The sequence below is a fragment of the Nocardioides dongkuii genome (assembly GCF_014127485.1).
In the GTDB taxonomy this organism is placed as follows: domain Bacteria; phylum Actinomycetota; class Actinomycetes; order Propionibacteriales; family Nocardioidaceae; genus Nocardioides; species Nocardioides dongkuii.
Map to the genome: position 1 here is coordinate 3,987,419 of NZ_CP059903.1, position 13,314 is coordinate 4,000,732.

Consider the following 13,314-nt stretch of genomic DNA (forward strand, 5'->3'; position numbering starts at 1 on the left):
GGCCAGTAGAAGTACGTCACCGGCCAACCGACGACTCTGGAGAAGCAGTGAGCCACTACAAGAGCAACCTCCGCGACATCGAGTTCAACCTCTTCGAGGTGCTCGGCCGCGACGAGGTCCTCGGCACCGGCCCGTTCGCCGAGGTCGACGGCGAGACCGCCCGCGCGATCCTCGGCGAGGTCGACCGGCTCGCCCGCGAGGACCTGGCGGCGTCGTACGAGGACAGCGACCGCAACCCGCCGGTCTTCGACCCGACGACCAACACCGCGCCGATCCCCGAGTCGTTCAAGAAGAGCTACCAGGCCTGGATGGACTCCGAGTACTGGCGCCTCCAGATCAACGAGGAGCTCGGCGGCACCCCCGCCCCCTCGAGCCTGGTCTGGGCCCTCGGCGAGATGGTGCTCGGCTCGAACGCGCCGGTGTGGATGTACGCCGCCGGCCCGTCGTTCGCCGACATCGTGCACCGCAACGGCAACGAGCGCGACAAGAAGATCGCCACGCACATGATCGAGCGCCAGTGGGGCGCCACCATGGTCCTCACCGAGCCCGACGCGGGCTCCGACGTCGGCGCCGGCCGCACCAAGGCCACCCGCAACGAGGACGGCTCGTGGAACATCGAGGGCGTCAAGCGCTTCATCACCTCGGGCGAGCACGACATGAGCGAGAACATCATGCACCTCACCCTCGCGCGCCCCGTGGGCGTCGAGGGCGTGGGCGGCCCGGGCACCAAGGGCCTCTCCCTCTTCCTCGTCCCGAAGTACCACTTCGACCTCGAGACCGGTGAGTCCACCGGCGTGCGGAACGGCGTCTACGTCACCAACGTCGAGCACAAGATGGGCATCAAGGTCTCCAACACCTGCGAGCTGACCTTCGGCGACTCCTCGGTCGGCGGCGGCGAGCCGGCCGTCGGCTGGCTGCTCGGCGAGGTGCACGACGGCATCGCGCAGATGTTCCAGGTCATCGAGAACGCCCGGATGCTCGTGGGCACCAAGGCCATCGCGACCCTCTCGACCGGCTACCTCAACGCGCTCGAGTACGCCAAGTCGCGCGTCCAGGGCGCCGACCTCACCCAGTCCGGCGACAAGACGGCGCCGCGGGTGACGATCACCCACCACCCCGACGTCCGCCGCTCGCTGATGGTGCAGAAGTCCTTCTCCGAGGCGATGCGCTCGCTGGTGCTCTACACCGCGACGTACCAGGACGACGTGATGCTGGCGGAGGCCGCCGGCCGGACCGACTCCGACGAGTTCCGCCTCGCCAACGCGGTCAACGACCTGCTGCTCCCGATCGTCAAGGGCTACGGCTCCGAGCGCTCCTGGACGCTGCTGGGCACCGAGTCGCTGCAGACCTTCGGCGGCTCCGGCTTCCTGCAGGAGTACCCGATCGAGCAGTACGTCCGCGACGCCAAGATCGACACCCTCTACGAGGGCACGACGGCGATCCAGGGCCAGGACTTCTTCTTCCGCAAGATCGTCAAGGACCAGGGCAAGGCGCTGGGGCACCTGGCCGCGCAGATCCAGGCGTTCGTCGACGCCGAGTCCGGCAACGGGCTGCTCAAGAACGAGCGCCAGCTGCTCGGCACCGCGCTGGACGACGCCAACGCGCTGGTCGGCCACATGATCAACGACCTGATGTCCGCCCAGGACGACGTCCGCAACATCTACAAGGTCGGCCTGAACACCAGCCGCCTGCTGATGGCGCTCGGCGACGTCGTGTGCGCCTGGCTGCTGCTGCGCCAGGCCGAGGTGGCCCTGGAGAAGCTCGCCGGCGACCCCGGCAAGGACCGGGCCTTCTACGAGGGCAAGGTCGCGGCGGCGCAGTTCTTCGCGCAGCTCAACCTGCCGCGGGTCAGCGCCGAGCGGGCGATCGCCGAGGCGACCGACCTCTCGCTGATGGACCTCGACGAGGCTGCCTTCTAGGGTCTCCGCCCACCTCTGCTCACCTCACCGACGCAGTCCGCCGCGTGCCGCGCGGCGGACTGCGTCGGTGAGGCGCATCAGGAGCGGGGAGTCGATCCGCCAGCGCTGCCAGTGCAGGTCGACGTCGACGTGGGTGCGCCCGCCCAGGGTGACCACCCGCCCCGCCTCCACGTCCGGGAGCAGCTGCGGCTCGGGCAGCACGCCCCAGCCCAGCCCCAGCCGGACCGCCTCGTGGAAGTCCGCGCTGGTCGGCACCCGGTGCACCACCGGCGGCCGGTCGACGCCGCGGTCGCGCAGCACGTCGTGCTGGAGCGCGTCCTGCTCGTTGAAGACCACCATCGGCATCCGCGCCCAGTCGTGGCCGCGACCGGTGCTCCAGCGCTCCGCGAACGCCGGGCTCGCGGCGGGCCGGTAGCGCAGCACGCCGAGCCGCTCCGAGGAGCAGCCCTGCACCGGGACCGGGTCGCCGGTCACCGCGGCCAGGCAGTCGCCGCTGCGCAGCAGCCGGCCGGAGTAAGCCTGGTCCTCCACCACGAGCCGCAGGGCCACGCCCTCCCACCCGGCGACCTCGGCCACGACGTCGCGGAACCAGGTGGCCAGGGTGTCGGCGTTCACGGCCAGGGCCAGCGTGGTGCGGCCCGCGGCGTCGTCGCCCAGCGCGGCGCGCGCCTCGTCGTACAGCAGCTCGGTCTGGCGGGCCAGCCGCAGCAGCGTCTCCCCCGCGGCGGTCGGCCGGCACGGCGTGCCCCGGCGTACGACGACCTGGCCGGCGGCCGACTCCAGCGCACGGATCCGCTGGCTCACCGCGCTCGGGCTGACGTGCAGGTGCCGCGCGGCGGCCTCGAACGTGCCGTGGTCGGCGATCGCCACGAGCGCGGCGAGCTGGTCGGGAGGCGGCCTCATGAAGCAATGCTAATGAACGTGCACAATCTTTCGTTGGCCTTCACGACGCCGCGACCGTAGCGTCGTCTCGTGCTCGACTCCATCGCCACCGGCCTGCTGACCGGACTGACCCTCATCGTCGCCATCGGCGCGCAGAACGCCTTCGTGCTGCGCCAGGGGCTCGCCCGCGAGCACGTGGCGGTCGTCGTCGCCGTCTGCGCCGTCTCCGACCTGGTGCTGATCCTCGCCGGCGTCGCCGGGATCGGCACCGTCGTCGAGGAGGCCCCGATCGTGATCGACGTCGTGCGGTGGCTCGGCGTCGCCTTCCTGACCTGGTACGGCGTCGCGACGCTCGCGCGGGCGCGGCACGCCTCCGGGCTCGCGGCGGACGGCGGCCGCTCGCTCTCGCTGCGGTCGGCGACGATCCGCGCCGTCGCGCTCACCTGGCTCAACCCGCACGTCTACCTCGACACCGTCCTGCTCGTCGGGTCGATCGCCAACACCCACGGGCCCGACGGCCGGTGGTGGTTCGCGCTCGGCGCCTGCGCGGCCAGCCTGCTGTGGTTCTCCGCCCTGGGCTTCGGCGGGCGGCTGCTCTCGCCGCTCCTCGCCCGCCCGCGGGCGTGGCAGGTGCTCGACGTGCTGATCGGGCTCACGATGCTCGCGATCGCGCTGCAGCTGGCCCTCGGCTAGGCAGCCGGTCCCGCGGACTCCAGGAGGAACACGCGGAGCCGCCGGCCGCTGATCCGCGACTGGTAGCGGCGGTAGCCGACGTAGAGCTCCTCCGAGCGTGCCAGCACCGCCTCCTGCTCGGCGGGGCTCGCGGGCCGGGCAGTCACGTCGAGCGTGGTGCCGCGGTAGCCCACCCGCGCGGCCGGGTCCGCCTCCAGGTTCAGCACCCAGGCCGGGGTCGACGGCTGCCCGAAGTTGGTGCCGAGCAGCGCCAGGGTCCCGTCGTACGGGATGCCGATCAGGTGGGCGGTCCGCGGGGCGCCGGTCCGCCGCCCGGTGGTGGTCAGGTCGACGACGGGCAGGCCGGCGAGCAGGCTCGGCACCGTGTGCCGGCCGCGGGTGAGCCGCTGCACCCCGGTGTCCAGGGTCGGGAGGACGCGGGAGAAGGCCCACGCCCCGCCGCGGGAGGCCACCAGCGCCTGGAGGGTCCGCTGCACGGGGTTGGCCCGCCGGAACCGGTAGTCGAGGTCGTCGGCCACACCCATGCGGCGAGCATAGGGACTCCCGAGGGCCGCGTCAGTCCGATCGACGTGGGCCGTGCTCGTACCAGTGCACGGCCTGGGTGCGGGAGACGACGCCGATCCTGGCGTACAGGGCTCGGATGTGGGTCTTCACGGTGTCGGGGGAGATGAAGAGCCGATCGGCGATGGCCTTGTTCGACATGCCGTCGGCGATCATCTCGATGATCTCGCGCTGGCGAGGCGGCAGGGCGTCGAGGTGCGCGGCGGCCCCGACCCGGTCCCGGGCGTCCTGGGCCTCCCGGTCGTCCATCCCCCGCTCCCGGGCGTCCTGCTCGAGCTCCCGGACGTCCTGCTCGGCGTCGCGGGCGTCCGCCGCCCGCTCCCGGTCGTCGGCCGCGTCGTCCTGGGCGTCGGAGCGCAGGGACCGGTCCTCGGCGGCGCGGGCACGGCTCGCCGCGCCGGATTCCCGCGCGCCGTGGCTGCCCGGGCGGCGGTTGTTCGGCCCCTCTGGTCTGTCCGGCCCCATGGCAGTGATCCGTACCCACCAGGAGGGGCGGACTCACCCCTCGGGGTGGTATCAAGCATCGACGTCTGTCAATATCGACCCATGTCGAACCTCCCGCGCTGCGTGCCGTTGGCCCGCGAGCCGCTGACCGTGGACCAGGCGGCGGGCGTCGTCCCCCTGCTCCGCGCGATCGCGGACCCCACCCGGCTGAGACTGCTGTCGCTGGTCCTCTCCCACGAGGGCAGCGAGGCCTGCGTGTGCGACCTGCTCCCCCACTTCGACCTCTCCCAGCCCACGATCAGCCACCACCTCAAGGTGCTGCACGACGCCGGGCTGCTGGACCGGGAGAAGCGCGGGACCTGGGTGTACTACCTCGCCCGGCCCGAGGCGATCGCCGCGCTCGGCACCCTGTTCACCCTGGAGCGCCCGGCCCCCTCCCTCGCGGGAGCCGGCACGTGAGCGACACCGTCCGCGAGACCCCCGCCGCCGGCGCGGACGACCCGGTCCTGCGCCGGCTCTCCACCCTCGACCGCTTCCTCCCGGTCTGGATCGGTGTGGCCATGGTCGCCGGCCTGGTGCTCGGCCGGGTCGTCACCGGGCTCGACGACGCCCTCGCCGCGGTCGAGGTCGGATCGGTGTCCCTGCCGATCGCGATCGGGCTGCTGGTGATGATGTACCCGGTCCTGGCCAAGGTGCGGTACGACGAGCTCGGCCACGTCACCGGCGACCGCCGGCTGCTCGGCACCTCGATCGTCCTGAACTGGGTCCTGGGCCCGGCGCTGATGTTCGCGCTGGCGTGGTTGCTGCTCCCGGACCTGCCGGAGTACCGCACCGGGCTGATCATCGTCGGCCTCGCCCGCTGCATCGCCATGGTGCTGATCTGGAACGAGCTCGCCTGCGGGGACCGCGAGGCCGCCGCCATCCTGGTCGCGCTCAACGCCGTGTTCCAGATCGTCGCCTTCGCCGTGCTCGGCTACTTCTACCTCGAGGTCCTCCCGGGGTGGCTCGGCCTGGAGCAGGCCGAGCTCGACGTCTCCATGTGGGAGATCGCGCGGTCGGTGCTGGTCTTCCTCGGCATCCCGCTGCTCGCCGGGTTCCTGACCCGCACCCTGGGCGAGCGCGCCCGGGGCCGCGACTGGTACGAGACGACCTTCCTGCCCCGCATCGGCCCCGCCGCCCTCTACGGCCTGCTGTTCACCATCGTGCTGCTCTTCGCCCTCCAGGGCGACACCATCACCCACCAGCCCCTCGACGTGGCCCGGATCGCGCTGCCGCTGCTCGTCTACTTCCTGCTGATGTGGGGCGGCTCGATGCTGCTGACCAGGCTCCTCGGCTTCGACTACCAGCGGGCCACCGCGGTGTCCTTCACCGCGGCCGGCAACAACTTCGAGCTCGCCATCGCCGTCGCCATCGGCGTCTTCGGCGTCTCCTCCGGCCAGGCCCTCGCGGGTGTCGTCGGCCCGCTCATCGAGGTGCCGGTCCTGGTCGCCCTGGTCTACGTCAGCCTCTGGGCCCGCAGGTTCTTCACCGACACCACCCCAGGAGCGCCCCGATGACCGGCACCGCGAACAGCCCCGTCCCGCAGGTGGTCTTCGCCTGCGTGCGCAACGGCGGCCGCTCGGTCATCAGCCGCGTCCTCACCGAGCACTACGCCGGCGGGCGGGTCCGCGCCCTGTCCGCCGGCACCCAGCCCGGCGAGCACATCCACCCGGAGGTCGCCGACGTCCTCGAGCAGCTCGGGCTCGACACCTCCCGCGAACGACCGACGCTGCTCACCCGGGAGACCGTCGCCGCCAGCGACCTGGCCATCACGCTGGGGTGCGGCGAGGAGTGCCCCTACGTCCCCGGTGTCAGGTACGTCGACTGGCCGGTCGCCGATCCCGGCGGACAGGACGCGGAGACCGTCCGCGCGGTCGTCGCCGACCTCGACGAGCGGGTGCGCCGACTGGTCGGCGAGCTCGTCCCCGACCTCGAGCTGCCGCCCTCGGTCCTGAGCCGCTAGGCCGCTCCGCAGCACCCGCCGGCGGCATCGGGGGCGTCGAAGGCCGCGGCGCCGCCGCACACCCCGGTCTCGGGCAGCACCAGGTCGACCCGGCCGGCGGCCTCGAGGTCGCCGTCCAGGGCGGCCACGACGGAGCGGACCTGCTCGAACCCGGTCATCGCGAGGAACGACGGGGCCCGCCCGTAGGACTTCATCCCGACCAGGTACAGGCCCGGCTCGGGCTGGGCGAGCTCGCGGTAGCCGTGCGGCGCCACGTCGCCGCAGCTGTGGTGGTCCGGATGGATCTGCGCGGCGAGGACGCGGGCCGCGCCGAGGGCGGGGTCGAGGTCGAGGCGCACCTCGGAGAGGAACCCGAGGTCGGGCCGGAAGCCGGTGACGACGATGACCTCGTCGACGCCGGTCACCTGCTGGCCGTCCACGGAGGTGAGGGTCAGGGTGCCGTCGCTCTCGGCGGTGACCGACTCGGTGCGGAACCTGGTCACCTGGGTGACGGCGCCCCCGGTGGCCGCCGCCTGCGCGGCCTGGCCGAGCCGGCCGCGCTCCTCGAGCTGGTCGTTGTCGCCGCCACCGAAGGCGTCACCGGCCGACGGGCGGCGCAGCAGCCAGGACACCCGGGTCGCGGGGTCCGCCCGGGCGATCCGGGCCAGCCCGACGAGCACGCCTTGGGCGGACGCACCCCGGCCGGCGACCGCGACGTGCCGGCCGGCGTAGCGGGACGCGACGGCCGGGTCGTCGAGGTCGGGGATCCCGTAGGTGATGCGCCCGGCGTTCTCGGTCTCGCCGAGGGCGGGGTAGCCGTCGGCGCCGAGCGGGTTCGGCTGCGTCCAGGTGCCCGACGCGTCCACGACCGCGCTGCCGAGCAGCCGCTCGCGGCCCGCGGGCCCCTCGACGTGGACGGCGAACGGCTCGTCCTCCCGTCCGGAGTCGACCACGAGGTCGCGGCCGGCGCGGGCCACCCCGACCACGCGGGCGCCGTACCGGACCGAGCCGCCGGCCGTGCCGTCCAGGAGGTCGGCGAGCGGCTGCAGGTACGTCGTGCGCCACTCCCCGCCGGTGGGGTAGGCGGCGTCGTCGGGGGCCGTCCAGGTGCCGGCAGCGTCGAGAAGGCGGCGGGCAGCCGGGTCGACGAGCTCGGACCACGCCGAGAACAGGCGCACGTGCGCCCACTCCCCGACGGCGGCGCCCGCCTCGGCACCGGCCTCGAGGACGACGAAGTCCATCCCGCGCTCGGCGGCGTGGGCGGCGGCGGCCAGCCCGATCGGGCCCGCTCCGATGATGACGACTGGGTGCTGCATCGCGCCAATCTATCGATGGGTGTCGATGAAGGCAAAGATAGGCTGGCGTCATGACCACGCGCGTGCCCCTGTCCACGTCGGATCGGGCCCGCCCGGAGATGGGGAGGTCCGAGGCGGAGGGGTACGCGGAGTGGTTCGCCGTCCTCGCCGACGCCACCCGGGTGCGGCTGCTGCACACGCTGTCCACCTCCGCGGCCGGGGCGATGCGCGTGGGGGACCTCGCCGCCGCGCTGGGCGTCAGCCAGTCCACCTGCTCCCACCACGTCGAGCTGCTGCGGAAGGTCGGCTTCGTGGCGGTCGACAAGGTCGGCACCGCGAGCATGGTCTCGGTCAACGCGGCCTGCTGCACGGGACTCCCCCACGCCGCGGACGTCATCATGGGGACGCTGTCGGCCCCGCCGTGCTGCCCCGAGGACCTGCCGGCCGACGTCACCACGCGCCCGGTGGCCGACGGCGACCTGCCTGCCGTGCTCGACATCTACGCCGAGGGCCTGGCCACCCGCACCGCGACCTTCGAGACCCGGGTGCCGACCGCCGCGGAGCTGCGCGCCCGGTGGCTGCCGGGCCTGGCGTGGGTCGCCGAGCTCGACGGCCGGGTCGTCGGCTGGACCGCCGTCACACCGACGTCCGCGCGGGAGTGCTACGCCGGTGTGGGCGAGACCGCCGTCTACGTCGCCGAGGCCGCTCGCGGCCGCGGGGTCGGCAAGGCACTGCTCTTCACCCAGGTGACGCAGTGCGACGAGGCGGGTCTCTGGACGCTGCAGGCCTCGGTCTTCCCCGAGAACCGCGCCAGCCTGGCCCTGCACCGCTCCGCCGGCTACCGCACCCTCGCCGTACGCACCCGGATCGCCCGGCTCGACGGCGTGTGGCGCGACACCGTCCTGCTCGAGCGCCGCAGCGAGATCGCCTGAGACCAGCGCTGCCCGCGAGGGCGCGGCCGGACGTTCGTCGTCTGCTGGTCACCTCGGAGTCGGCCGGTGCGCGCCTGTCGGTCGTCTGGCCGCGCCAGCCTGCGCGTGCCCACCTACCGAAAGGACCGCACCGTGCTGGTCACGAAGCGCACTGCCGCCGCGATGGGAGCCCTCGCCGGGCTCGTCGCCATCGGAACGGCGGCCGCCACCGCCGCCATCCCCGCCCCCACGGACGAGGGATTCACCCAGGACCGCTCGGCGGAGCTCGCCGCCCAGGTCGACCCGAGCAAGCCGCGCAACGTCATCCTGATCATCGGGGACGGCATGGACGACTCGATGATCACCGCAGCGCGCAACTACGAGCACGGCGCCGGCGGCCGGTTCCCGGCCCTCGACGCGCTCCCCTTCACCGGCGCGATGACGACCTACGGCCTCCGGGCCGGAGCCGGCCCGGACTACCCGGTCGCCTACGTCTCCGACTCCGCTCCGACCGCGAGCGGTTGGTCGACCGGCAAGAAGACCATCGACAGCCGCGTCTCCCAGGGCCCGAGCACGGCGCTCACGGTCCCGGGCGAGGACTACGAGACCGTCCTGGAGAAGTACCAGGAGCAGGGCAAGCTCGTCGGCAACATCACCACCTCCGAGATCACCGACGCCACCCCGGCGGCAGCGGCCGCCCACATCAACGCCCGCGCCTGCCAGGGCCCGGCCAACATGGCCGACTGCGCGCCGGCCCGCAAGGCCAACGGCGGCAAGGGCTCCATCGCCGAGCAGCTCGTCGACAACGAGGTCGACGTGCTCATGGGCGGCGGCATGAGCCGCTACACCCAGGCCACCGACGCCGGCCCGACCGTCCTGGACTACGCCGAGGACACCCACGGCTACCGCCTCCTCGACGACTCCGCCGACCTCGCCGGGCTCACCTCCCTCGACGACGGGCCGGTCCTCGGCCTGTTCGCCTCCGGGAACATGACCCCGATGTACCAGCCCCTCGTCGCGACCGCGGCGGGCGCCGGCGGCCCCGAGGTCACCTGCACGCCGGCCGGCCGCGGGTCCCAGCCCGACCTCTCCGCCATGACGGAGAAGACGATCGACCTGCTGGACAACCCGCAGGGGTTCTTCCTGCAAGCCGAGAGCGCGATGATCGACAAGCAGGAGCACTCCTCCGACATCTGCGGCGCGATCGGCGACCTGAAGGAGCTCGACGAGACGGTCGCGGTGGCCCTGGAGTACCAGGAGGACCACCCGGACACGCTCGTCATCGTCACCGGCGACCATGCCCACTCCACCCAGATCGTGGGCGGCCCCACCGACGGCAAGCAGACCGCGACCGTCAAGACCGCGGACGGCGACCCGATGACCGTGGCCTACTCCACCAGCGACGTCGGCTCGGACCACACCGGCGCCCAGATCCGGGTCGCGGCCTCCGGTCCGCAGGCGGCCAACGTCACCGGCGTGATCGACCAGACCGATCTCTTCCGCACGCTGCTGGGCCGCACGCCGAGCACGCTCCCCGGTGCGGGTGAGCCGACACCGCAGAAGCCCGCGGTGTCCGTGGTCGCCGGCACGTCCCGCATCTCGGCCAAGGCCCTCGCCACGAAGGGGCTGAGGGTCGCGGTCGCCGCGTCCGGCGCCACCCGGGTCACCGTGAGGCTCGTCCGAGGCTCCCGGACCCTCGACACCGCGAAGACCGGACCCCGGGGCGGCACGGTCTCGCTCCGTACCGCGAAGGTGCGGAGGGGCGCCGTGAAGATCGTCGCCACCGCGACCGGCCCGGGCGGCAGCGCCACCAGGAGCGACTCGGTCAGGGTGACCGGGTAGGCCCCGACGACGGGGCGGCGGCGGCGCCGGCGGCGGGTCCGCAGGCGCAGCCGTCGCCCCGCCAGGCCTCGACGCCCTCGCGGACCGCGACCGCGGCGATGACCAGGCCGGCAACCGGGTCCGCCCAGGACCAGCCCAGCGTCGCGTTCAGGACCAGGCCGGCGAGGAGCACCGCCGAGAGGTAGGAGCACAGCAGCGTCTGGGCGGAGTCGGCGACGACGGCGTTCGAACCGAGCGCCCGGCCGGTGCGACGCTGCGCCCAGGACAGGAACGGCATGATCACGAGCGACGTGCAGGCGAGCGCGATGCCGACCGTCGAGGTGTCGGGGTCGTGGCCCCCGACCAGGGCCCGCACCGACTCGAACGTGACGTACGCGGCCAGGGCGAAGAACGACCCGGCCATCAGCCGCAGCGCCGTGCGCTCGCGCGACTCCGGCAGCGGGTGGCGGAACTGCCACAGGATGATCAGGCCGGACGAGACCTCCACGACGGAGTCCAGGCCGAACCCCACCAGCGCGACCGACCCGGCCACGAGCCCGGCCGCGATCGCGATGACCGCCTCGATGCCGTTGTAGGCGACCGACGCCCCGGCGAGCAGTTGGGCGCGCCGTCCGTACCGGGCGCGCTCCTCGGGGGTCGTGGCGGTGCCGTGGGTGTGGGCGACGGCGCTCATCGGGCGCTCCTGCAGAGGGCGACGGCGTCGCCGGTGAGCTCGAGGAGGCGCTCCGCGGCGCTCCAGAGGTCGTCGAGGGCCTCGGAGTGGTTGAGGCTGTAGACGGTGGCGCGCCCCTCCGGGCGGGCGCTGACCAGCCCGCACTCCCGCAGGCAGGCGAGGTGCTGGGAGACCGTGGACTGCGCGAGCCCGAGGTGCGCGGTCAGGTCGACCACCCGGTGCTCGCCGAGGGCGAGGTGGCGCAGGATGGCGATCCGGGACGGGTCGCTGAACCCGCGGAACAGGCTCGCCGCGGGACCGAGCGGCACGGACCGAACGCCGTCCGTCTCTGTCATCGTCATACGACGATGATTGCTCGGTGCGGTGGGGCTCGTCAAGATCCGTCACTCCGTGACGTCTCCAGACATCGGTGGCGTTCGCGGGTCTTGGCGCGGACCGCGGGGCTTGCCGCTGCCCACGTAGGCCACGGTGCTGGGCGGTCGGAGCAGGCGCCGGTCGGAACGCAGTCTTCTTCCGATGAGAGCGCGCCCGAAGGTCACGCCCAAGGGGGCCGGTGTCGGCTCAGGTACTCGTGCGCGCGCTGAACCGGGTTGCGCCAGTACTCGTGGGGCATGCGGTGGTCGTGCTGCTCGCAGAACTCAGCGAGACCGACTGTGATCTCGATGCGTTCAAGCCGGTGGCCCTCGAACTCGGTGTTCACCGCGAGCAGCTCCGGCTCCGGGTTCCAGCCTGAGTGATCGAACGCCCAGCCCTTCCACTTCGCGTAAGTGTGAACAGCCTGTCGCTCCCCCTCGAACCGCATTGCCGCAACGCGCACCGATCGGTCTGCATAAGCGTCGCGGCATGCCCACGCGAGAACGTGACACGCTCCGGCTGCGAAGAATGCTTGCTCAATCCGTTCCCATGAAATGCGCTGGTCGGACCGCTCGGCGTCCGTTCGTCGGAACGCTCCTGCGGCGAGGGCGGTCATGCGCCGGAACTTAGCCGCAGGGTCAGACACGTCCGCTCATTGCCGGCTCTGCGCGCTCATGCCGATGAGTGGGCGCTCGTTGACAATGGACACATGACGTACACCGAGCGTGAGCGGCGCGTGTTCGGACTCCTGGAGGACAACGTGCGCACCGAGTTGCAGATTGCCGACGGCGCGCTGGGTCTGGGACTGACCGAGGACACCCTCGAGAACATCATGGGGATGATCACTTCCTCCGTCCTGTACGCCTTCCGCGTGGACTGGTCACCGGCTTGGGTGCGCGAGGGTGAGGTGCACGCCTGGGAAGACGACGGACGCTGGTACGCCCGATGCTCGGTTTGCTTGGAAGACTCGCCGAGGGCAGATGATCGGCAGGCTGCGACGCGATGGGCGAAGGAGCACGAGGCCAGACACTGACGTCTGCTCGATGCCGCCGAGCGTGCGCTCGCAGACACACGCTTCTGCCGCGTTGAGGCCGGCTTGCTTGGACCTGCCAGCCCGCGCGCTCATGCCGATGATCGGACGAGGTCAGAGCGACCTGGTCGTGACGACGTTGATCCCGTAGTTGGATTTCTCGCGAGCCGTCTCGATGAATCCGACCTTCGCCAGCACACGGCGAGAAGCCGTGTTCCAATCCCAGACAGAGGCCCACAGCCGCTCGTGTCCCGAGGATCTCGCCCAATCCAACACCGCCCACGACGCCTCGGTCGCGTATCCCAGGCCCCAGAACCGACGCAGGAACTCGAAGGCCAGTTCTGGTCCGCGCACACCTCGCGCACCTTGGCCACTGTCGACCAGGCCGCAGTAGCCGATGGTGTCGCCACCGACCTTCCGCTCGACCGCCAGCAACCGGACTGACGACGGCTCCTCGGCTCGGATCATCTCCTCGAACTCCTCGACTGGGGGGTGTCCGTTCGCGTCGATGCGGCGGTGCGGCGGCACGCGTGGATCGCGTTCGATCCACATCTCCCGCCGTACAGAGGCCTCATCCGCCCGCCACGGCCGCAGCAGCAGGCGCTCCGTCTCAAGCACGACATGATCGCCCCCAGCCGCTTCACCTGCCATAGCAAAACCCTTTCATGGGAGAACGCCCGCTCATGCCGCGATCCGCGCGTTCACGGGTGCAGTCAAACTGCGAGCTCG

Annotated in this window: 16 protein-coding genes; 8 read left to right on the forward strand and 8 right to left on the reverse strand. The window is 72.3% G+C overall.

Features of this window, described 5'->3' with window-relative positions; translation table 11 throughout:
* The first annotated feature begins 47 nt into the window (after positions 1 to 47).
* Complete coding sequence (locus tag H4O22_RS19290) at positions 48 to 1,919, forward strand: acyl-CoA dehydrogenase (RefSeq protein WP_182524912.1); 1,872 nt, start codon at positions 48 to 50, stop codon at positions 1,917 to 1,919.
* A 24-nt stretch (positions 1,920 to 1,943) separates the two neighbouring features.
* Here the strand turns inward: H4O22_RS19290 and H4O22_RS19295 are convergent, their stop codons facing one another.
* Positions 1,944 to 2,822 (reverse strand): LysR family transcriptional regulator ArgP, encoded by an 879-nt coding sequence (locus H4O22_RS19295; protein ID WP_182524913.1) that lies wholly within the window; start codon positions 2,820 to 2,822, stop codon positions 1,944 to 1,946.
* Positions 2,823 to 2,891: 69 nt separating this feature from the next.
* On the opposite strand from H4O22_RS19295, the gene H4O22_RS19300 reads away from it, so the two are divergent.
* Positions 2,892 to 3,494: a LysE/ArgO family amino acid transporter gene (locus tag H4O22_RS19300; protein WP_182524914.1), complete on the forward strand. Its 603-nt coding sequence runs from the start codon at positions 2,892 to 2,894 to the stop codon at positions 3,492 to 3,494.
* Here the strand turns inward: H4O22_RS19300 and H4O22_RS19305 are convergent.
* Both H4O22_RS19305 and H4O22_RS19310 read right to left on the reverse strand, forming a co-directional pair.
* On the reverse strand, positions 3,491 to 4,018 hold the full coding sequence (locus H4O22_RS19305) for a nitroreductase family deazaflavin-dependent oxidoreductase (protein ID WP_182524915.1): 528 nt from the start codon (positions 4,016 to 4,018) through the stop codon (positions 3,491 to 3,493). The two genes, H4O22_RS19300 and H4O22_RS19305, sit on opposite strands and share 4 nt — an antisense overlap.
* A 31-nt stretch (positions 4,019 to 4,049) precedes the next feature.
* Positions 4,050 to 4,520, reverse strand: coding sequence for a helix-turn-helix transcriptional regulator (locus H4O22_RS19310; RefSeq protein WP_182524916.1), 471 nt, complete (start codon positions 4,518 to 4,520; stop codon positions 4,050 to 4,052).
* A gap of 81 nt (positions 4,521 to 4,601) precedes the next feature.
* Here H4O22_RS19310 and H4O22_RS19315 point away from each other — a divergent pair, with 81 nt between their 5' ends.
* From H4O22_RS19315 to H4O22_RS19325, 3 genes are read left to right on the forward strand one after another with little or no spacing between them, the layout of a single operon-like run.
* Positions 4,602 to 4,958 (forward strand): ArsR/SmtB family transcription factor, encoded by a 357-nt coding sequence (locus H4O22_RS19315; protein WP_182524917.1) that lies wholly within the window; start codon positions 4,602 to 4,604, stop codon positions 4,956 to 4,958.
* Positions 4,955 to 6,055, forward strand: coding sequence for an ACR3 family arsenite efflux transporter (arsB, locus tag H4O22_RS19320; RefSeq protein ID WP_244963033.1), 1,101 nt, complete (start codon positions 4,955 to 4,957; stop codon positions 6,053 to 6,055). Before H4O22_RS19315 ends, arsB begins: the two co-directional genes overlap by 4 nt.
* Positions 6,052 to 6,501: an arsenate-mycothiol transferase ArsC gene (locus tag H4O22_RS19325; RefSeq protein WP_182524918.1), complete on the forward strand. Its 450-nt coding sequence runs from the start codon at positions 6,052 to 6,054 to the stop codon at positions 6,499 to 6,501. Before arsB ends, H4O22_RS19325 begins: the two co-directional genes overlap by 4 nt.
* Here the strand turns inward: H4O22_RS19325 and H4O22_RS19330 are convergent.
* Positions 6,498 to 7,796: an NAD(P)-binding protein gene (locus H4O22_RS19330; protein ID WP_182524919.1), complete on the reverse strand. Its 1,299-nt coding sequence runs from the start codon at positions 7,794 to 7,796 to the stop codon at positions 6,498 to 6,500. The two genes, H4O22_RS19325 and H4O22_RS19330, sit on opposite strands and share 4 nt — an antisense overlap.
* Before the next feature lie 50 nt (positions 7,797 to 7,846).
* On the opposite strand from H4O22_RS19330, the gene H4O22_RS19335 reads away from it, so the two are divergent.
* Positions 7,847 to 8,707 carry a helix-turn-helix domain-containing GNAT family N-acetyltransferase gene (locus tag H4O22_RS19335; RefSeq protein ID WP_182524920.1) on the forward strand — a complete coding sequence of 287 codons (861 nt, stop codon included), beginning with the start codon at positions 7,847 to 7,849 and terminating at the stop codon, positions 8,705 to 8,707.
* Positions 8,708 to 8,812: 105 nt separating this feature from the next.
* The gene (locus H4O22_RS19340; RefSeq protein ID WP_182524921.1) at positions 8,813 to 10,528 is read left to right on the forward strand and encodes an alkaline phosphatase; all 1,716 of its coding nucleotides are present in this window, start codon (positions 8,813 to 8,815) and stop codon (positions 10,526 to 10,528) included.
* On the opposite strand, the gene H4O22_RS19345 is transcribed toward H4O22_RS19340, so the two are convergent.
* The 3 genes from H4O22_RS19345 to H4O22_RS19355 form a co-directional block, all read right to left on the reverse strand.
* Positions 10,512 to 11,201 (reverse strand): cation diffusion facilitator family transporter, encoded by a 690-nt coding sequence (locus H4O22_RS19345; RefSeq protein WP_182524922.1) that lies wholly within the window; start codon positions 11,199 to 11,201, stop codon positions 10,512 to 10,514. The two genes, H4O22_RS19340 and H4O22_RS19345, sit on opposite strands and share 17 nt — an antisense overlap.
* The gene (locus H4O22_RS19350) at positions 11,198 to 11,509 is read right to left on the reverse strand and encodes an ArsR/SmtB family transcription factor (RefSeq protein ID WP_319804157.1); all 312 of its coding nucleotides are present in this window, start codon (positions 11,507 to 11,509) and stop codon (positions 11,198 to 11,200) included. Before H4O22_RS19350 ends, H4O22_RS19345 begins: the two co-directional genes overlap by 4 nt.
* Positions 11,510 to 11,736: 227 nt before the next feature.
* Positions 11,737 to 12,171, reverse strand: a complete 435-nt coding sequence (locus H4O22_RS19355) for a hypothetical protein (protein ID WP_182524923.1) — start codon at positions 12,169 to 12,171, stop codon at positions 11,737 to 11,739.
* 93 nt (positions 12,172 to 12,264) lie between these two features.
* Here H4O22_RS19355 and H4O22_RS19360 point away from each other — a divergent pair, with 93 nt between their 5' ends.
* A complete protein-coding gene (locus H4O22_RS19360) occupies positions 12,265 to 12,588 on the forward strand; it encodes a hypothetical protein (RefSeq protein ID WP_182524924.1) in 324 nt (107 codons plus the stop codon).
* A 111-nt stretch (positions 12,589 to 12,699) separates the two neighbouring features.
* On the opposite strand, the gene H4O22_RS19365 is transcribed toward H4O22_RS19360, so the two are convergent.
* Complete coding sequence (locus H4O22_RS19365; RefSeq protein WP_220451217.1) at positions 12,700 to 13,203, reverse strand: GNAT family N-acetyltransferase; 504 nt, start codon at positions 13,201 to 13,203, stop codon at positions 12,700 to 12,702.
* Positions 13,204 to 13,314: the final 111 nt, after the last annotated feature.